Here is an 18,359-nt window from a genome sequence, read left to right as displayed (position 1 = left end):
CCGTTCGCCCTGTCGGGGCGTGCGTCAGTGCACGCCACCCATGAGCGGCTGGACCTTCTTGCGGTACATGTAGATCGCGATACCGGCGAGGACCGCGAGCACGCCCTGGGTGGCGAACCAGCCCTGGGTGTCCGTCGGGGCGCCGAGCAGCTGGAGCAGCGCGATCGTGGAGTCACCGGCGGTGACCGCGAGGAAGAAGACACCCATCATCTGGGAGGCGTACTTCTGCGGTGCCAGCTTGGTGGTCAGCGACAGGCCGACGGGGGAGAGGGTGAGCTCGCCGACGGTCTGGATGAAGTAGACGCCGACCAGCCACATCGGGCTGACCTTCGTGTCACCGGTGGCCAGGCCCTGGGCGATCATCATGACGCCGAAGGAGACGCCGATCATGACCAGCGCGAAGGAGAACTTCGCGAGGGTGGTGGGCTCCTTGGAGCGACGGGCCAGCGCCACCCACAGCATCGCGAAGAGGGGCGCGAGCGCCATCACGAACAGCGGGTTGAGCGACTGGAACCAGCTCTCCGGGAAGTTGAAGCCGAACAGCGTGCTGTCCGTGCTGTCCTTCGCGAACAGGGCCAGCGTGGAGCCGGTCTGGTCGTAGATCGCCCAGAAGATCGCGGCGGCGGCGAAGAACCAGACGTACGCCGACATGCGCGAGCGCTCGACACCCGAGAGGTCCTTGTCGCGCTTGATGCGCAGGATCGCCCAGGCGGGGAGGACCAGACCGGCGATGGTCAGCGGCCACAGCGCGTAGTTGATCGTGAAGATGCCGGCCAGGCCGATGATCGCGTAGGCGGCGGCGGCGACGCCGAGCCAGATCAGGCCCTTCTTGAGGACGGAGGACTTCTCGGCGGCGCTCAGCGGGCTCGGAACCTGGTTCGAGACCGGGTTCAGGTGGCGGAAGCCGAAGAAGTAGAAGGCGAGGCCCAGGGCCATGCCGACACCGGCCATGGCGAAGCCGAGGTGCCAGTTGATCTCCTGGCCGACGTAGCCGATGGTCAGCGGCGCGACGAAGGCACCGAGGTTGATGCCCATGTAGAAGATCGTGAAGCCGCCGTCACGGCGGGGGTCGTTCTTGTCGGTGTACAGCTGGCCGACCATCGTGGAGATGTTGGCCTTCAGGACACCGGAACCGGCGGCGATGAGCGCCAGGCCGATGAAGAACGAGATGGTCGAGGGCACCGCCAGCAGGAAGTGACCCGTCATGATCACGACACCGGCAACGGCCACGGCCTTGCGGGCACCCCACACGCGGTCACCGAGCCAGCCGCCCGGGAGGGCGAGGAGGTAGACCATCGCGTTGTAGACGGAGTAGATCGCGACCGCGGTCGCGTCGTTCATCCCGAGGCCGCCGTCGGCCACGTTGGTGGCCAGGAACAGCACGAGCAGCGCGCGCATGCCGTAGAAGCTGTAGCGCTCCCACATCTCCGTCATGAAGAGGAAGGCGAGGCCGCTGGGGTGGCCGAGGAAGGTCTTCTCGGTGGCGTTACCGGCCGAGTCCTTCGTCAGGCTGGAAGCCATGGTCGATCCTTGCTTGCTCGGGACGCTTCGCTTCGTGAGCGGAACAGCGCCCGGACGATTAGCCGGTACCGGCGTCGGATCCCCCACCCCACGCCCGGGGGTCTCGCCCCTGTGGGGGCGAAGGGAACATCCGTAACCGGGATCCACGCCCGCTCGCGCACCATCGCGCGGCGGGCCCGGCCCATAGGTCATTCACTGTCATCGAGCCCGGACGGGTGAGTCCTATCGAGACTTCCCGTCCGATCAGGACAGAAATAGAGACCTTCGGCTGTGTTTGGCTCGAAAGTCTCATGGAGGTAGTGCATCAGGCGTCTCGACACCATACGACACGACAGTGCCGGATATGAAAGTACTTGAGATATGGATCACAGGTCGCGGTGGAACCAATGGAGCATATTCGAAGGCGGTTAGTAGTTCATAAGCACAGATAGACAGGGCTCTGTACGCGGGCCTCTTCTTTCCCCCGCCGCGGACTACCATCACCCACATGACGCGTGTACTGCTCGCCGAGGACGACGCATCCATCTCGGAACCCCTGGCCCGCGCCCTGCGCCGGGAAGGGTACGAGGTCGAGGTCCGGGAGGACGGCCCCACCGCCCTGGACGCGGGACTGCAGGGCGGCATCGACCTCGTCGTGCTGGACCTGGGTCTGCCGGGCATGGACGGTCTGGAGGTCGCCCGCAGGCTGCGCGCCGAGGGCCACGGTTTCCCGATCCTGGTCCTGACCGCCCGCGCCGACGAGGTCGACACGGTCGTGGGCCTGGACGCCGGCGCCGACGACTACGTGACCAAACCCTTCCGGCTCGCCGAGCTGCTCGCCCGCGTCCGGGCCCTGCTGCGGCGCGGCGCCACCGAGTCCGCCCAGGCCCCCGCCACCCACGGGGTGCGCATCGACGTCGAATCGCACCGCGCCTGGATGGGCGAGGAGGAGCTCCAGCTCACGGCGAAGGAGTTCGACCTGCTGCGGGTCCTCGTCCGCGACGCCGGCCGGGTCGTCACCCGCGACCAGCTGATGCGCGAGGTCTGGGACACCACCTGGTGGTCCTCCACCAAGACCCTCGACATGCACATCTCCTGGCTGCGCAAGAAGCTCGGCGACGACGCGGCCAACCCCCGCTACATCGCCACCGTCCGTGGAGTCGGCTTCCGCTTCGAGAAGAGCTGAAACCGCCCCGGACCCCACCGGACCGGCCCGGATCACGCCGGACCGCACAACTAGGGCATCCTCGGAGCCATGCGCCGCCGCCTGATCAACTCCACGCTCGCCGTGGTGCTCGTCGTCATCGCCGTCTTCGGGGTCTCCCTCGTCATCGTCGAGACCCGCACCATCACCAGCAGCGCCCAGGACCGCATCGAGTCCGAGGCGCTGCGGCTGGTGGGCATCGTCGAGAGCGACGTCCTGGAGAAGCAGCAGGTCGACCCCGGCGCCCTGGCCGAACAGCTCGACTCCGGCCGGTACGCCCGGATCACGATCCCCGGCCGGGAGCCGATCGAGATCGGCACGCGCATCACCGAGAGCGTCATCCGGGGCACCGCCCTCGGGGAGCAGGGCGAGACCGTGGTCGTCGAGGAGCCGCGCTCCACCGTCACCCGCGAGGTCGGCCGGACCCTGGCCGTGGTCGGCGCCGTCGCCCTGCTCGCCGTCGTGGCGGCCGTCCTGCTCGCCGTACGCCAGGCCAACCGGCTGGCCTCCCCGCTGACGGACCTCGCCGAGACGGCCGAGCGCCTGGGCTCGGGCGACCCGCGTCCCCGCCACAAGCGCTACGGGGTCCCCGAGCTGGACCGGGTCGCGGACGTACTGGACTCCAGCGCCGAGCGGATCGGCCGCATGCTCACCGCCGAGCGGCGCCTGGCCGCGGACGCCTCGCACCAGTTGCGCACCCCGCTGACCGCCCTGTCGATGCGGCTCGAGGAGATCACCGTCACCGACGACCTGGAGACCGTACGGGAGGAGGCGACGATCGCCCTCACCCAGGTGGAGCGGCTCACGGACGTGGTCCAGCGGCTCCTGACGAACTCCAGGGACCCGCGCACGGGCTCGGCCGTCCCCTTCGACCTGGACGAGGTCGTCAAACAGCAGCTGGAGGAGTGGCGCCCCGCCTACCGCAGCGCCGGCCGGGCCGTCGTCCGCTCCGGGAAGACCGGCATCCGCGCCGTGGGCACCCCGGGCGCCGTCTCGCAGGTCCTGGCGACCCTGGTGGAGAACTCCCTCATGCACGGCGGCGGCACCGTGGCCCTGCGGACCCGTGTGATTGGCAACCAGGCCGTACTGGAGGTCACGGACGAGGGGCCGGGCGTACCGCCGGACCTCGGCAACCGGATCTTCGAGCGGGCCATCAGCGGCCGCAACTCCACCGGCATCGGCCTCGCCGTGGCCCGGGACCTCGCGGAGGCCGACGGCGGCCGCCTGGAGCTGCTGCAGACCCGGCCGCCGGTGTTCGCCCTGTTCCTCAGCCGGACCGCGCCGGAGCGCTCCGACCCGGAGCAGACGGTCCGCTGACGGCGGCGACGGCGACAGCTGCGGCGACCGTGACCCGCGACCACTGGCGCGGGGCGGGTACTCAGTTCGCGGCGGTTTCCGGGGTCCGCGCCGCCGAGGCCTGCGGCGCCTCCGCCGGGGCCTGGCCGTCACGCTGCTCGACGACCAGGGAGGCCGCGGCCGGCGTGGGCAGGGCCTTGAAGACCCAGGTCCGGTAGGACCAGAAGCGGAACACGGTGGCGATGCCGATGCCGGTGAACTTGAAGAAGTTCGAGGCGAGCGGCCCGTCCCAGTGGAAGCCGTAGGTGGCCGTGAACAGGATGCCGTTCTCGATCACGAGCCCGATCGCGCTGAACGCGAGGAACAGCCCGAGCTCACGGGTGCGGCCCGCTCCGGTCCGGTCAGCCCGGTCCCGGTAGGCGAAGTAGCGGAAGCCCAGGTAGTTCGTGACGATGGCGACCAGGGTGGCTATCACGCTCGCGCGCACCACCTGGAGGTCGGTGACCTGCCTGATCAGGTTGAAGACGCCCAGGTTGACCAGGACTCCCAGCCCGCCGACGGCCCCGAACCTGGCGATCTCACGTGCGAGCCCGCGCACGCGGTCGAGGACGGATCCGCTCTCCGGCTTGCTCATATGAGGCTCAGTCCTGTCTTCGAGGCCCCCGTATGAGGCGTCACACGTTTTACTGCGCGCGCCCATGCTAAGTGTCGCCCCATCGGTACGTCTGCGCCTTCGGACACCGTGCGACACACGGCACACCCGCCACCCGCGGGCACCGGGTACCGGCCACCGCCACCCCGATGCGCGTCCGGATGGCGGAATACCGCCGGATACCCTGGAGGAGTGACGTTCCCGGTAGTCGGCATGGTCGGCGGCGGACAGCTCGCCCGCATGACCCACGAGGCGGGTATCCCCCTCGGCATCAGATTCAAGATCCTCAGTGACACCCCACAGGACTCGGCGGCCCAGGTCGTGAGCGACGTCGTCATCGGCGACTATCGCGATCTGGAGACCCTGCGCGCCTTCGCGCGCGGCTGTGACGTGATCACCTTCGACCACGAGCACGTGCCCATCGCGCACCTGCGGGCCCTGGAAGCCGACGGCATCGCCGTCCGCCCGGGGCCCGACGCGCTGGTGCACGCCGCGGACAAGGGGGTGATGCGCGCCAAGCTCGACGAGATCGGCGCGCCCAGCCCCCGCCACCGGATCGTGAGCGATCCGGCGGACGCGGCGGCCTTCGCCGAAGAGGTCGGCGGGTTCCCCGTCATCCTCAAGACGGTGCGCGGCGGGTACGACGGAAAGGGCGTGTGGTTCGTCCGTACGCAGGCGGACGCCGAGGCCCCGTTCAAGGCGGGCGTCCCGGTCCTGGCCGAGGAGAAGGTGGACTACGTCCGCGAGCTCGCGGCCAACATCGTCCGCTCCCCGCACGGCCAGGCCGTGTCCTACCCCGTCGTGGAGTCCGTCCAGGTGGACGGCGTCTGCGACACGGTCATCGCCCCCGCCCCGAACCTCTCGGAGGCCCTGGCCGGCGAGGCCCAGGCCCTGGCCCTGCGCATCGCCAAGGAACTCGACGTGACCGGCCACCTGGCCGTGGAGCTGTTCGAGACCACCGACGGCCGGATCCTGGTCAACGAACTGGCGATGCGCCCGCACAACAGCGGCCACTGGACGCAGGACGGTGCCATCACCTCCCAGTTCGCCAACCACGTACGGGCCGTCCTGGACCTCCCCCTCGGCGACCCGCGCCCCCGCGCCCGCTGGACGGTCATGGCGAACGTGCTCGGCGGGGACTACCCCGACATGTACGCGGCGTACCTGCACTGCATGGCCCACGACCCCCAGCTGAAGATCCACATGTACGGCAAGGACGTGAAACAGGGCCGCAAGGTCGGCCACGTCAACACCTACGGCGACGATCTGGACGATGTGCTGGAGCGCGCACGTCACGCAGCCGGCTACCTCAGAGGAACGATCACCGAATGAGCACCCCCGCAGCAGCTCCCGTCATCGGCATCGTCATGGGCTCGGACTCCGACTGGCCCGTCATGGAGGCGGCCGCCCAGGCACTCGACGAGTTCGAGATCCCCTACGAGGTGGACGTGGTCTCCGCCCACCGGATGCCGCGCGAGATGATCGCGTACGGGGAGCAGGCCGACGGGCGCGGCCTGAAGGCGATCATCGCGGGCGCGGGCGGCGCCGCCCACCTGCCCGGCATGCTCGCCTCCGTCACCCCGCTGCCGGTCATCGGCGTGCCCGTCCCGCTGAAGTACCTGGACGGCATGGACTCGCTGATGTCGATCGTCCAGATGCCGGCCGGGATCCCCGTCGCCACCGTCTCGATCGCCGGTGCCCGCAACGCCGGGCTGCTCGCCGTACGGATGCTGGCCGCGCACGACCCGGAGCTGCGGGCCCGGATGAACGACTTCCTGCAGGAGCTCAACGACCAGGCGACGGAGAAGGGCAAGCGGCTGCGCAGCAAGGTCGCCGGCCAGGACTCCTTCGGATTCGGCAAGTGAGCGCGGCGGGCACGGCGGGCGGGACGGGCGCCGCCCGGCACCTGGACGCCGCGCGCGAACTGCTCGCCGAGCACCCGGTCGTCGACGGGCACAACGACCTGCCCTGGGCCCTGCGCGAGACCGTGCGCTACGACCTGGACCGGCGCGACATCGGCCGCGACCAGAAGGGTCACCTGCACACCGACATCCCCCGGCTGCGCGCCGGCGGGGTCGGCGCGCAGTTCTGGTCGGTCTACGTGCGCTCCGACTACGCGGGGGACGACGCGGTCAGCGCCACCCTGGAGCAGATCGACGTCGTCGCCCAGCTGATCGACCGTTACCCGCGCGATCTGGTGCGGGCCCTGACGGCCGACGACATGGAGGCGGCGCGCGCCGAGGGCCGGATCGCCTCGCTGATGGGAGCCGAGGGCGGGCACTCCATCAACAACTCGCTCGCCACCCTGCGCGCCCTGCACCAGCTCGGCGTGCGGTACATGACGCTCACGCACAACGACACCATCGACTGGGCGGATTCGGCGACCGACGAGCCCCGGCACGGGGGCCTCAGCGATTTCGGCCGCGAGGTCGTCCGCGAGATGAACCGGATCGGCATGCTCGTCGACCTCTCGCACGTCGCCGCGACCACGATGCGCGACGCGCTCGCGGTCACGGCCGCGCCGGTGGTGTTCTCGCACTCCTCGGCGCGGGCGGTCTGTGACCACGTGCGCAACATCCCCGACGACGTGCTGGCGCTGCTGCCGGCCAACGGCGGGGTCGCGATGGCCACCTTCGTGCCCAAGTTCATCCTGCCGGCGGCCGTCGAGTGGACCCTGGCCGCCGACGAGAACCTGCGCGCGCACGGCCACCACCACCTCGACACCACCCCGGCGGCGATGGCCCTGCACCGGGCCTTCGAGGAGGCGCGCCCGCGCCCGGTGGCCACGGCCGCCACGGTCGCCGACCACCTCGACCACATGCGCGAGGTGGCCGGGGTCGACCACATCGGCATCGGCGGGGACTACGACGGCACCGCCTTCACCCCGGCCGGGCTGGACGACGTGGCCGGGTACCCCAACCTGGTCGCCGAGCTGCTGGCACGCCGCTGGTCCAAGGCCGACCTGGCCAAGCTGACCTGGTCGAACGCGGTACGGACGCTGCGCGACGCCGAAGCGGTGGCGCGCGAGCAGTCGGCCTCCCGGGGCCCGTCCAACGCGGTGCTCCCGCAGCCCGCGGCTTCCTGACCGGCCCCGCCCGGCGGATCCGGCGTACGGGCTGTGACCAGCGAACACCTGCCGGTTACACCCGAACGCCACATCCGCCGGGCGCCTCCGGCGTCCCACATGTCACGGTGGCAACATCTTCCCTGCTTCTCTCCCGCTGCTTTTCTTAGGGACACAGCCGCCGAGACCGGAGCGCACGCCATGGCCGACCTGCAGGACGAACCGCACACGAACCCGGTGACCCCCGTGGGCCCCGGCTCCCTAGGAGCCGAGGATCCCACCGGCACATTGCTCCCGGGCGCCCTGGACCGGGCCGCCGCACTGCTTTGCGTCCATCCCGTCGCGGATGGCTGCAACACCCTCGTCTGGACCCTTCGGACAAGTCCCCACCACGACATCGACACCTCGGACGCGGGCATCGACACCGACATCCCGCGGCTGCGCGCCGGGGGAGTGGGGGCCCAGTTCTGGTCCCTGCTCACGCCGCGCGAGGCCGCCGCCACCGACCAGGTGGTGTCCGACACCCTCGAACAGATCGACGGGGCCCTGGCCCTGATGCGCCGTTACCCCGACAGCCTCTGCCTGGCGCTGACCGCAGACGACCTGGCGGACGCCCGCAACCGGGGCCGCATCGCCTCCTTCCTCGGCCCCGTTCCCGGCCGCACCCTGACGGACTCGCTGGGCACGCTGCGCGCGTTCCACGCGCTGGGCGTACGGATCCTCGCGCCGGCCGGGGCGCCCTGGGCGATGGAGGGACTGACCGCCTTCGGCCACGAGGTGGTCAAGGAGATGAACCGGCTGGCGATGCTGCTGGACCTCACGGGCTGCCCGCCCGCGCCCGCCTGCCAGCTCGCCGCGGCCTCCAAGGCGCCGGTGATCATCTCGCACACCGGGGCGGCCGCCCTCAACCCGCACCCGGACAACGTGACGGACGAGGTGCTGCTCGCGCTGCGCGCGGCGAACGGCCTGGCGATGGTCAGCTTCGACACCGCGCTCACGGGGGACTCCCTGCACGCGGTCGCGGACCACGTGGAGCACGTACGAGCCGTCGCGGGCCCCCACTGCGTGGGCCTGGGAGCCGGCTTCGGCGCCGAGCCCGGCGTCGCGCGGCCCGCGGGCCTGACGGACCCCTCGGGCTATCCGCGGCTGATCGCGGAACTGCTGGAGCGGGGCTGGCCGGAGACCGACTTGGCGCTGCTGACCTGGGGGAACGTCCAGCGGGTGGTGCGCGACGCGGAGTTCACGGGCCGCGCGGCACAGCACCGCAGGGCGCCTTGAACGGGAGCTAGACGCGCGCCGGCACTTCGGAGCCGGCCTTGGGCGCCGGGGCCGGCACGGTCCCGGCGCCGTTCCCGTTCCCGGGGACGGGGCTCACGCTCGCCCGCCACAGGAGCAGGCAGGACCAGACGGCGGCCCAGGCCAGCAGGCCGTTGCGGAGCACGAGGAGGAACGTGCCGAAGACGGTGCCCGGGAGGATCTCCGAGCCGTAGGTCAGCGGGTAGATCACCGTGCTGAGCGCGGTCGAGGCCACGATCAGCCAGGCCACCGGGCGCTGCGTGGTGTGCTTGCAGGTCAGGCAGACGGCCGCGAGGCCGACCAGCCAGATCAGGTACTGCGGGCTGAGCACGCGGCTGGTGATGGTGAAGACGAGGATGGCGCACAGTGCGGCGTCCAGCGGGGTCGCGGTCGTCCAGCGCCGGGCCTTCACCCGCCACAGCAGCAGCCAGGCGAACCCGACGACCGTCAGGCCGACGGAGAGCAGGGCGACGCTGGAGACGTACGGGCCGAGGTACTCGTAGGCGCCGTAGCGGACCTCGATCTTCCCGGACCAGGCGCCGACGAGCTTGCCGAGCATCAGGGCGGAGCCGCCGAGGGACTCGACCTGGATGCCGCGGTTGCCCTGGTTGCCCAGGAAGCCGAGGGTGTCGCGGAAGAACAGCGCGAGCACGGCGAGCAGTACGGCCCCGGCCGCCACGGCCGACAGGACGGCGTCGCGGGTGGTGCGGCCGCGCGGGGTGCCGATCAGCGTGAGCAGCGGCCAGACCTTGACCAGGGCGCCGACTCCGGCGAGGACGCCGCCGAGCTTGCGGCGGAAGCGCAGGCACAGCAGCGAGCCGACGGCGAGCAGGGTGACCTGGAGGTCGTAGCGGCCGAAGGGCAGCGACAGCAGCAGCGGCAGCGTGGTCAGCCACAGCACGGCGCCGGCCAGGCTGCCGTCGGAGCGGCGGGCGGCGCGGACCAGGCCGATGGTGATCAGCGCGTCGCAGATCACGGTCAGCGCGACGAAGGCCTGGAAGTAGCTGAGGAAGGGGAGCAGGTCGGGCGACAGGAAGATCGCCGCCGCGGCCGGCGGGTACTGCCACATGACGTCGCCGTGCGGCATGGTCCCCGTGACGAGGACGTCGTACCAGTTGTTGTAGGTCTGGGTGATCTCCACGCGCACCGAGGAGGTGCCGTGCAGGTTCACCACCAGGAGGACCACCATCAGGGTCCGGGTGGCCAGCCAGAAGCCCGCCATGGCCAGGCGGCCGGCGCGCCCCCGGAGTGCGGAGTCGATGGTCCTGCTCGTACTGGTCATCGGCCGTGAGTCTAGCGATCCGCGGTGCACGGCCCCGGTGGCTCTCGCCAACGATCCGGTGACGAGATGTGAAACCGTGTATTCCGCAACGAAGCGGATCAAGGGCCGCCGCCGGCCGTCGGCCGCGGTTCGTGCCGGTCGGGCGGGGTGGCCCGTCAGGCGCGGGGGCGGCCCATCGCGCGGTACGTCCAGCCGGCGGCGCGCCACCGTTCGGGGTCCAGGGCGTTGCGGCCGTCGAGGACGAGCCGGTCGGTGACGACCTCGCCGAGGGCGGCGGGGTCCAGGTCGCGGAACTCCCGCCATTCGGTGAGGTGCAGGACGACCTCGGCGCCGCGGGCGGCGTCCAGGGCGGTGTCGGCGTACCCGAGGGTGGGGAAGACGCGGCGGGCGTTGTCCATGCCCTTGGGGTCGTAGACGGTGACCTGGCCGCCCTGGAGGTGGATCTGGCCGGCCACGTTCAGCGCGGGGGAGTCGCGGACGTCGTCGGAGTCCGGCTTGAAGGTGGCGCCCAGGACGGCGACGCGCTTGCCGAGGAAGGAACCGCCGACGGCGTCGCGGGCCAGCTCGACCATGTGGCCGCGGCGGCGCATGTTGATGGAGTCGACCTCGCGCAGGAAGGTCAGGGCCTGGTCGGCGCCGAGCTCGCCGGCCCTCGCCATGAAGGCGCGGATGTCCTTGGGCAGGCAGCCCCCGCCGAAACCGATGCCGGCGCGCAGGAACTTCTTGCCGATGCGCTCGTCGTGGCCGATGGCCTCGGCCAGCTTCACCACGTCGCCGCCGGCGGCCTCGCAGACCTCGGCCATGGCGTTGATGAAGGAGATCTTCGTGGCGAGGAAGGAGTTGGCGGCGGTCTTGACGAGTTCGGCGGTGGGGAAGTCGGTGATGACCAGCGGGGTGCCCTCGCCCATGGGGGTCGCGTAGACCTCCCGCAGGACCTTCTCGGCGCGTTCGCCGCGTTCGCCGTCGATCCCGATGACGATCCGGTCGGGGTGCAGGGTGTCCTGGACGGCGAAGCCCTCGCGCAGGAACTCCGGGTTCCAGGCGAGCTCGATCTCCTCGCCGGCCGGGGCGAGCGCGGTCAGCTTCGCGGCGAGGCGCTCGGCGGAGCCGACGGGCACGGTGGACTTGCCGACGACCAGGGCGGGCCGGGTCAGGTGCGGGGCGAGCGATTCCACGGCGGAGTCGACGTAGCTCATGTCGCAGGCGTACTCGCCGTGCTTCTGCGGGGTGTTCACGCAGACGAAGTGGACGTCGCCGAAGGCGCCGACCTCCTCCCAGGAGGTGGTGAAGCGCAGCCGGCCCGTGGAGCCCGGCAGTCCGGCCACGTGCGCGGCCAGCAGTTCCTCCAGCCCGGGTTCGTACATGGGGACGCGGCCGGAGGCCAGCAGGGCGATCTTCTCCGGCACCACGTCCAGTCCGAGCACCTCGAACCCGAGCTCGGCCATCGCCGCGGCGTGCGTTGCGCCGAGGTATCCGGTGCCGATCACAGTGATCTTGAGGGGGGCCATGAGTGCTCCTGGAGGTGCGGGGCCGTTCGCGGCAACCGAGCATAGTCGGGCCGGTGACCGGGGATGCATTCCGGAGTCCGCCGACGGGCCGCCACCCCGCGGCCGCCCCGTCGAGGTCTGCCCGGAGCCCGCGGCGGCCCCGCTGTCACGCAACTCACGTGCGACGGCCGTGTCGCGGTCGGCGGCCGGACACTAAGCTTGGGCTACTTAACGGTAGTTAACACCACGCACCACCTGGGGAGTGAGAGATCTTGGCGGGTTCTGCCGACTTCGACCTGTACCGCCCGGCCGAGGAGCACGACATGCTCCGCGAGTCCGTCCGCGCGCTCGCCGAGGCGAAGATCATGCCCTTCGCCGCCGCGGTCGACGAGGAGTCCCGCTTTCCGCAGGAGGCCCTGGACGCCCTCGTCGCCAGCGACCTGCACGCCGTCCACGTGCCCGAGACCTACGGCGGCGCGGGCGCCGACGCCCTCGCCACCGTGATCGTGATCGAGGAGGTGGCCCGCGTCTGCGCGTCCTCCTCCCTCATCCCGGCGGTCAACAAGCTCGGCTCGCTCCCGGTGATCCTCTCCGGATCCGAGGAGCTCAAGGCCAAGTACCTCGGCCCGCTGGCCAAGGGCGACGCGATGTTCTCGTACGCCCTCTCCGAGCCCGACGCGGGCTCGGACGCCGCGGGCATGAAGACCCGCGCCGTGCGCGACGGGGACTTCTGGGTGCTCAACGGCGTCAAGCGCTGGATCACCAACGCGGGCGTCTCCGAGTACTACACGGTCATGGCCGTCACCGACCCGGAGAAGCGCTCGAAGGGCATCTCGGCCTTCGTCGTCGAGAAGTCCGACGAGGGCGTCTCCTTCGGTGCCCCGGAGAAGAAGCTCGGCATCAAGGGCTCCCCGACGCGCGAGGTCTACCTCGACAACGTCCGCATCCCCGCCGACCGCATGATCGGCGCCGAGGGCACCGGATTCGCCACCGCGATGAAGACCCTCGACCACACCCGCATCACCATCGCCGCCCAGGCGCTGGGCATCGCCCAGGGCGCCCTGGACTACGCCAAGGGCTACGTCCAGGAGCGCAAGCAGTTCGGCAAGCCGATCGGCGACTTCCAGGGCGTGCAGTTCATGCTCGCGGACATGGCCATGAAGATCGAGGCCGCCCGCCAGCTGACCTACTCGGCGGCGGCCCGCTCGGAGCGCGTCTCCGGCGGCGGCCCGCACGAGGACCTCACCTTCTTCGGCGCCGCGGCCAAGTGCTTCGCCTCCGACGTGGCCATGGAGGTCACCACGGACGCGGTCCAGCTCCTCGGCGGTTACGGCTACACCCGTGACTACCCGGTGGAGCGCATGATGCGCGATGCGAAAATTACCCAGATTTACGAAGGAACGAACCAAATCCAGCGGATCGTCATGGCCCGCAATCTTCCGTAGCGTGTGAAGAGTCGGCTGTAAGTGCTGGTCAGAGGCACCCTCCGGGGTGCCTCTGCTGTTTTCGGCCTGTCGGCCTGTCAGTCCGCTTCGGGGCCTTTGTCGGCCCGTAAGGGCGATGCCTTGAATTAGACAGACATAACACCTGGCAGCAGTCGGGTGTTGGGTGCTGTCTTCTGTGTCGTACCAGGAGAGGCCTGGTACACGGCGGCTGGCATGTCTCGTGGGCTAGGTTCCAGGCATGGCGGAGAGACGACCGGACAGCGAATGGCCCGATGGGTGGAGGCTCGACCGAGGACGGCTCGTGTTCGAGATGGACTTGCAGGGGTGGGGCGTCGCTGTTGTCAGCGACCTTGGGGCGCCGTGGGACGGCCCGACCAGTCTGGAAGTCACCGCCCGTGACGTCGATGCGGTCGTCGAGACGGATGGCATCACCGCGGAGCTGCTGCGCAAACTCCCCATGGGGGAGATCCGTAAGCAGCTCAAGCAGATCCGAGCGCAGCTCGGCTCCGCGGTGAGTCCCGGCGGTTCAGGAGTCGTGCTCGAACGAGTCGAGACCGACCTTGAGTACGCCCTGATGGCCCGGGAGTATCTCCGTCTGGTTGAGCAGGGATTCCGCAGCCCTATCGCCCGTCTTGCCGACGGGTGGGGGATGAGTCGGAACACGATCAGTGGCCGCATCCGCCGTGCGCGTGCCATGGGTTTCTTGGACGGACCGACAGGCAAGCCTGCCGATCGGCTCACCGAGAAGTCCCGGCGGCTTCTGGAGGAGCAAAGTGGCAAGGGCGTGGATCAACCGAGCTGAAAACAGCAGCGAACCGCTCGCCTCGGTCTTCGAACGATGGGCGACGACGCGAGGCGTCGAGAACAGCAGTGTGAAGCAGTACCGGACGATCCTGAACCGGAGCATCGTTCCGTTCTTCGGCTCTCAGTCCATGGCGGCCATCAGGCCGGCGAACATCCAGGAATGGGTCGACTGGATGATCGAGACCTGTCACTACAAGGCGTCCACACTCCAGTTCCGCCTGAACATCCTCAGGTCGGTGTTCACGTGGGCCGTTGAGAACGAACTGATCGGCCGGAACCCCTGCAGAACTGCCCAGCTGCCGGGGAGCCGCGCCAAGGCGCAGCGTGCTCGAAAGGCCGACGTCTTCGTACCGAAGGTTGAAGACGTACACACCATCATTGGTTCGGCCCCCGCTCGCTATCGCGGGATGATCTGGCTCATGGCGGGCTGCGGCTTCCGGCTTGGTGAGGCCATGGGGATCAGCCGAGACCGTATCGACTTCAAGGCCAAGATGATCACTATCGACCGGCAGGTGGCGGGCGACCGTGACACCGGGTCGGGTAAGTGCGGTGGGCAGCAGCTGCGCCACGTCAAGTGGCGTGACGAGGACGACCACGGGCGCGACGTGCCTTTGCCCGATGCCGTTGCACTGGCGCTGCGGCGGCACCTCAAGCAGTACGGCACGTGGGGGCCGGACGGACTGCTGTTCAGCAACATCACTCGAACCGGCTTTCTGTACCCGGAGTACTGGTATCAGAAGGTCTGGATGCCCTCCCTGTCCGGCGCGGAGATGGCGTACTTCCAATCCCACAACCTCAGGCACTTCTACGCCTCGTCGCTCCTGGCTCAAGGCGTACCGATCACGGAGGTGTCCGGATGGCTCGGCCATTCATCGGTCAGGGTCACGGAGGAGTACTACGCCCACCTCATGCCTGACGCCCCGGATCGCGCGCGACGGGCGATCGACGCCGCTCTGGCTCCCGTGCAACCACAGGCGGAGGAGGGGGAGCCCGGGCTCGGTGAAGCGGTCGCGTGAACGCCCCCATGTACGAGTGCGCGCCGGACCTGCCGAGGCCGCCGGACGCACTCGACCTGCTTGAGGCCGGCTGGGACCACAGTGGGACCACAGGTCGAATGAGGACGAAGACCGCGCCCCATAGGCGCAGGTTTCAGCGGAACGGGCAGGGCAGTTCGGGGTTGGATCGGTTCGGTGAGCACGTCACCACGGCTACGGAATGGAAGAGAGTGCCGTTCAGGTAGTGCCCCAGCGACACGTCCCCGCCCCAAGTCAGCCGCTCCACCGCCGTTCTCACCAGGAACACCAGCCGGGCCGCTTCCCGGTCCGCGTCTGAGGCGAACCGGGGCGCGGCTTCCGCGAACTGGATGCGGAGCCATTCCCCTGGCTCGTTCGGTTCTTCCCATGTGCCCCGAACCAAGGCGCGCGGTTTCATCAGCCAGTGAGCGGTCTGCATCGGCGGGAGGCCCGTCACGCTGAACTCGGCGACCACTTCCCGATACCGCTCGACAAGCCGTTGTGAAGCCGCGTCACCCGGCAGCGCGGGCGAAGGCGGGTCGGGATGCGGTGGCCGCCGCAGGGCTTCGTCGTCGAACGCCCTCTTCTCTCCGACCCATGCGTAACCGTGGTGGTGCACTGCCGCTCCGATTCCGGGATGGCGACGGCCCCGCCCGTCGGCGTGTGGGCGGGGCCGTCAGCCAGGTGGTGCTCAGGGTCAGGCGGAGAGGTCGAAGCGTGCGGGGTCGATGCCCGCAGCGTTCAACTCCGCCGTGGTGAACCGCAGCGGCTCGGCGTCCGGCCGCTTGCTGTCACCCACGGCCCACGCGTCCGGGCCGATCCTGGCGAGCGTCACGCATGCCTCGCCGTCGGGGTGGGTGCTGCCGCCGCATGCCTTCGAGAACTCGGCGCCCGTGATGGTGAGCCCGTACAGGTCGGTCATCGCTGTTGCCTTCCTGATCTGCTGACGGCCGACCGGAGCCGGCCGTCCCCCGCCCGTTAGCGGACGGAAGTCTCGGTGACCCTCATGGCCTCGGCCATCTGCTCCACCACGTCGGCCGGGAGCATCCCCAAGTGCACGTACGCGTGGCCGTTGTAGGTCACGGTGGGCCGTATGCCGCTCCACGCGGACTCGGGAACGCCGAGAGCGGCCAACCCTGCCTGTATGGCCTCGGCGGCGTCCGTGGCCCGCTTACGAGCGTCTCGCCACGTCTGCATGTCCATCAGTGACCCGTCCCGTGCAGCCGGAGCAGGACGTCGCAGTCGACAACCGTCGTGTTGTCCTGCTCCCTGCGCGCTGCCTTCCGCAGCTGTGCCAGCCGCGTGCACTCGGGACAGCCGGGGGCAGGTCGGGGCGCCGGGCGCTCCTGCCTCATGGGTAGCTCCACAGGTGCTTCGTGCCACCGCGTGGGTTCCGTCTTTGTCACGCCTAGAAAACGGGGTGGCCGAGGTGCACGTTCTTGCATGAGCTTGCACACGAACTACCCGAGAGAGGTGATCGCTTCTGAGATCAGGGCCCGGGCGGGCGCACCGTATACGGCAATCTTGGACAGCTCGGAGAAGGCTTTCGAGTAGGTAGCCACCTCGCTCGGGGCCGAGACGTTCACGGCGGCCGTCAGCAATTCGACGCTCGCCTGTCGGTTGTCGAACAGATAGAAGGCTTCCAACGGCCAGACGCGCCGCTCAGCTGTGAAGGGGATCACCCCCAGACTCACGTTTGGCAAGGCCATGACTGCCAGCAGGTATCCGAGCTGTCCGGCCATGATCGCCGCGTCGCCGATGCGGTAGCGGAGCACCGTTTCTTCCAACAGCAGCGCGAAACGGTGGTCGCCCTCGTGGAGTACGTGCGAGCGCTCGATCCGGGAGGCTGCCGCCATCTCCGAGTCGTCCGGGGTGTCTTGAAACGCGGCAATGGTCGATAGCAGAGCTGCCGCGTACGCCTCGGTCTGGAGCATGCCCGGCACCACGTTCGAGCAGTACACGCGGAAATGGCGGGTCTGTTCGTAGAGGGGAACGACCTCTTCTTGTGCCCTGCGCATGCCGTGCCGGTGGAGCTTCTGCCAGTGGACGTACATCTGATCGGCTTGCTGATTCGCCGCGATCAGGTCGTTTGTCTGGTCCTCCGCTCCGCATGCTGTGCACCAAGCCCGGATGTCGGCGGCCGACGCAGGGGTCTTGGCCCGCTCTATCCGTGACGATTTGGCGGGACTCCAGCCGCAGCGAAGAGCCAACTCATGCCCGGTCAGCTCCGCGTCTCTGCGCAGGCCCCCGAGACGGGTGGCGATGGCTTCACGGGCGGCCTGGGCGCTGGACGAGGGGGATGCAGACATGAGTGGGCTCTTCGTTTTCCGTCAGGTCAGACCGTGTACTTCTCGTGCGGGATGCCGCGCTCCCAGACTGCCTCGAACGCAGCCGAGGCGAGTCGTGCCACCGCAGGCTCGGAACGAACCTCCCAGCCGGGCTCGGACCAGTTCCCGTCCCCGGAAAAGTGGTTGAAGAGCACGATTTCTCCGTCGAACACCCAGCAGTCGTTTCCGGGAAGCGCGATGTCCGAAGCCTGCCGCCGAGGCAGCCAGCGGACCTGCTCCCCGGCCTGAAGGTTGACCACGGTGCCGGCGTGCTCGTACCGGATGTAATCCGTTACCGGTTCCGATACGACGCGGGCACGGCGGACGGCCACGCCTCGGGCCACGGTGCCGCGAATCAAATCAACCCACGGCGTCCAGTAGACGGACGCCGGGTCGATGTCGCGCTGGCCCGTGCGCTTCCAGGTCTCGAAGTCCTCGGACTCATCCCCGACGCCGTACGAGTCGCGCAGTTCCAGGTGCACAGCCGAGTGCTTGGCTGCGGTCAGCAGCTCGTTAAAGCCCGGCTCGTTCTGCGACATCGCACGCCTTCCTGAGCATCGGCACCATACGGGCCGGAATTCGAATCACGGCTTCGTGCGGAGGGACGCCTGGAGCATGCCCGGGAACCTCGAACGCCGCGCACTCCGCCTCTAGCTTCTCGTCTGGCTTCCAGCCCTGGAGCACCAGTTCCCCCTTTTCCTCGTCCACCCATACGGTGGGGGAACCCTGCTGCCCGGTGTCTGGATCAATCCCGATGAACCGCAGTGCCATGACTGCCTCCGGTGTCGAGTGGCTTACGCCAACTTGCACGACCGTCATCCCCCCACCGCCGGGGCGTCAAGGGGGCCGCCGGAGCCCGTAGGAGGGGTGGCCGACACCACAGCGGTCTGGCCAGGGGAGACAAGCAGGTGATCATGGGGGAATCCTGGGGAGGCTCCCTGCATCAAACGTCACAGCCCCCAGCTCAGGCCGGGGGCTGTTCGCGTGCG

19 protein-coding genes are annotated in these 18,359 nt (G+C 69.5%); 9 read left to right on the top strand and 10 right to left on the bottom strand.

Translation table 11 applies throughout. The features are described 5' to 3' along the window. Positions 1–24: 24 nt before the first annotated feature. Positions 25–1,521, bottom strand: coding sequence for a peptide MFS transporter (locus ACODT5_RS33220; RefSeq protein ID WP_422522802.1), 1,497 nt, complete (start codon positions 1,519–1,521; stop codon positions 25–27). A gap of 487 nt (positions 1,522–2,008) precedes the next feature. Here ACODT5_RS33220 and ACODT5_RS33215 point away from each other — a divergent pair, with 487 nt between their 5' ends. After that, positions 2,009–2,686: a response regulator transcription factor gene (locus tag ACODT5_RS33215; RefSeq protein WP_385381998.1), complete on the top strand. Its 678-nt coding sequence runs from the start codon at positions 2,009–2,011 to the stop codon at positions 2,684–2,686. A 69-nt stretch (positions 2,687–2,755) separates the two neighbouring features. Then, positions 2,756–4,021 (top strand): ATP-binding protein, encoded by a 1,266-nt coding sequence (locus ACODT5_RS33210; protein ID WP_422522801.1) that lies wholly within the window; start codon positions 2,756–2,758, stop codon positions 4,019–4,021. 61 nt (positions 4,022–4,082) lie between these two features. Here the strand turns inward: ACODT5_RS33210 and ACODT5_RS33205 are convergent, their stop codons facing one another. Further along, complete coding sequence (locus ACODT5_RS33205; RefSeq protein WP_422522800.1) at positions 4,083–4,634, bottom strand: GtrA family protein; 552 nt, start codon at positions 4,632–4,634, stop codon at positions 4,083–4,085. A 210-nt stretch (positions 4,635–4,844) separates the two neighbouring features. Between ACODT5_RS33205 and ACODT5_RS33200 the strand changes: the two genes are divergently transcribed. The 4 genes from ACODT5_RS33200 to ACODT5_RS33185 all read left to right on the top strand — a co-directional run bounded on the left by ACODT5_RS33200 (position 4,845) and on the right by ACODT5_RS33185 (position 8,994). Further along, positions 4,845–5,984 (top strand): 5-(carboxyamino)imidazole ribonucleotide synthase, encoded by a 1,140-nt coding sequence (locus ACODT5_RS33200; RefSeq protein ID WP_422522799.1) that lies wholly within the window; start codon positions 4,845–4,847, stop codon positions 5,982–5,984. Continuing rightward, positions 5,981–6,517: a 5-(carboxyamino)imidazole ribonucleotide mutase gene (gene purE / locus ACODT5_RS33195; RefSeq protein ID WP_422522798.1), complete on the top strand. Its 537-nt coding sequence runs from the start codon at positions 5,981–5,983 to the stop codon at positions 6,515–6,517. Before ACODT5_RS33200 ends, purE begins: the two co-directional genes overlap by 4 nt. Then, on the top strand, positions 6,514–7,737 hold the full coding sequence (locus tag ACODT5_RS33190; protein WP_422522797.1) for a dipeptidase: 1,224 nt from the start codon (positions 6,514–6,516) through the stop codon (positions 7,735–7,737). The genes purE and ACODT5_RS33190 overlap by 4 nt, the downstream gene beginning before the upstream one ends. Before the next feature lie 180 nt (positions 7,738–7,917). Continuing rightward, a complete protein-coding gene (locus ACODT5_RS33185) occupies positions 7,918–8,994 on the top strand; it encodes a membrane dipeptidase (RefSeq protein ID WP_422522796.1) in 1,077 nt (358 codons plus the stop codon). A gap of 7 nt (positions 8,995–9,001) precedes the next feature. On the opposite strand, the gene ACODT5_RS33180 is transcribed toward ACODT5_RS33185, so the two are convergent. Together ACODT5_RS33180 and ACODT5_RS33175 are read right to left on the bottom strand one after the other, a co-directional pair. Further along, positions 9,002–10,294, bottom strand: coding sequence for a glycosyltransferase 87 family protein (locus ACODT5_RS33180; protein ID WP_422522795.1), 1,293 nt, complete (start codon positions 10,292–10,294; stop codon positions 9,002–9,004). A 155-nt stretch (positions 10,295–10,449) separates the two neighbouring features. Continuing rightward, positions 10,450–11,802, bottom strand: a complete 1,353-nt coding sequence (locus tag ACODT5_RS33175) for a UDP-glucose dehydrogenase family protein (protein ID WP_422522794.1) — start codon at positions 11,800–11,802, stop codon at positions 10,450–10,452. A gap of 251 nt (positions 11,803–12,053) precedes the next feature. On the opposite strand from ACODT5_RS33175, the gene ACODT5_RS33170 reads away from it, so the two are divergent. The 3 genes from ACODT5_RS33170 (at position 12,054) to ACODT5_RS33160 (ending at position 15,046) form a co-directional block, all read left to right on the top strand. Then, a complete protein-coding gene (locus ACODT5_RS33170; RefSeq protein ID WP_422522793.1) occupies positions 12,054–13,226 on the top strand; it encodes an acyl-CoA dehydrogenase family protein in 1,173 nt (390 codons plus the stop codon). A gap of 301 nt (positions 13,227–13,527) precedes the next feature. Next, positions 13,528–14,028 (top strand): hypothetical protein, encoded by a 501-nt coding sequence (locus ACODT5_RS33165; protein ID WP_422522792.1) that lies wholly within the window; start codon positions 13,528–13,530, stop codon positions 14,026–14,028. Next, positions 14,000–15,046, top strand: coding sequence for a tyrosine-type recombinase/integrase (locus ACODT5_RS33160; protein ID WP_422522791.1), 1,047 nt, complete (start codon positions 14,000–14,002; stop codon positions 15,044–15,046). Before ACODT5_RS33165 ends, ACODT5_RS33160 begins: the two co-directional genes overlap by 29 nt. A 133-nt stretch (positions 15,047–15,179) precedes the next feature. Here the strand turns inward: ACODT5_RS33160 and ACODT5_RS33155 are convergent, their stop codons facing one another. From ACODT5_RS33155 to ACODT5_RS33130, 6 genes are all read right to left on the bottom strand, one after another. Beyond that, on the bottom strand, positions 15,180–15,662 hold the full coding sequence (locus ACODT5_RS33155; protein ID WP_422522790.1) for a hypothetical protein: 483 nt from the start codon (positions 15,660–15,662) through the stop codon (positions 15,180–15,182). Between the two features lie 78 nt (positions 15,663–15,740). Continuing rightward, positions 15,741–15,965, bottom strand: a complete 225-nt coding sequence (locus tag ACODT5_RS33150) for a DUF397 domain-containing protein (protein WP_422522789.1) — start codon at positions 15,963–15,965, stop codon at positions 15,741–15,743. Between the two features lie 56 nt (positions 15,966–16,021). Then, entirely contained in the window at positions 16,022–16,240 is a 219-nt protein-coding gene (locus ACODT5_RS33145; RefSeq protein ID WP_422522788.1) for a hypothetical protein, read from the bottom strand. A gap of 263 nt (positions 16,241–16,503) precedes the next feature. Beyond that, complete coding sequence (locus ACODT5_RS33140; protein ID WP_422522787.1) at positions 16,504–17,352, bottom strand: helix-turn-helix domain-containing protein; 849 nt, start codon at positions 17,350–17,352, stop codon at positions 16,504–16,506. Positions 17,353–17,378: 26 nt separating this feature from the next. Continuing rightward, the gene (locus tag ACODT5_RS33135; protein WP_422522786.1) at positions 17,379–17,909 is read right to left on the bottom strand and encodes a DUF6879 family protein; all 531 of its coding nucleotides are present in this window, start codon (positions 17,907–17,909) and stop codon (positions 17,379–17,381) included. Then, positions 17,884–18,141 (bottom strand): hypothetical protein, encoded by a 258-nt coding sequence (locus tag ACODT5_RS33130; RefSeq protein ID WP_422522785.1) that lies wholly within the window; start codon positions 18,139–18,141, stop codon positions 17,884–17,886. The genes ACODT5_RS33135 and ACODT5_RS33130 overlap by 26 nt, the downstream gene beginning before the upstream one ends. Positions 18,142–18,359 lie beyond the last annotated feature (218 nt).

The organism is Streptomyces tatrensis (genome assembly GCF_049310065.1).
In the GTDB taxonomy this organism is placed as follows: domain Bacteria; phylum Actinomycetota; class Actinomycetes; order Streptomycetales; family Streptomycetaceae; genus Streptomyces.
The sequence above is the reverse complement of the archived record's forward strand: the minus strand, read 5'-3'. Positions and strand labels throughout refer to the sequence as shown.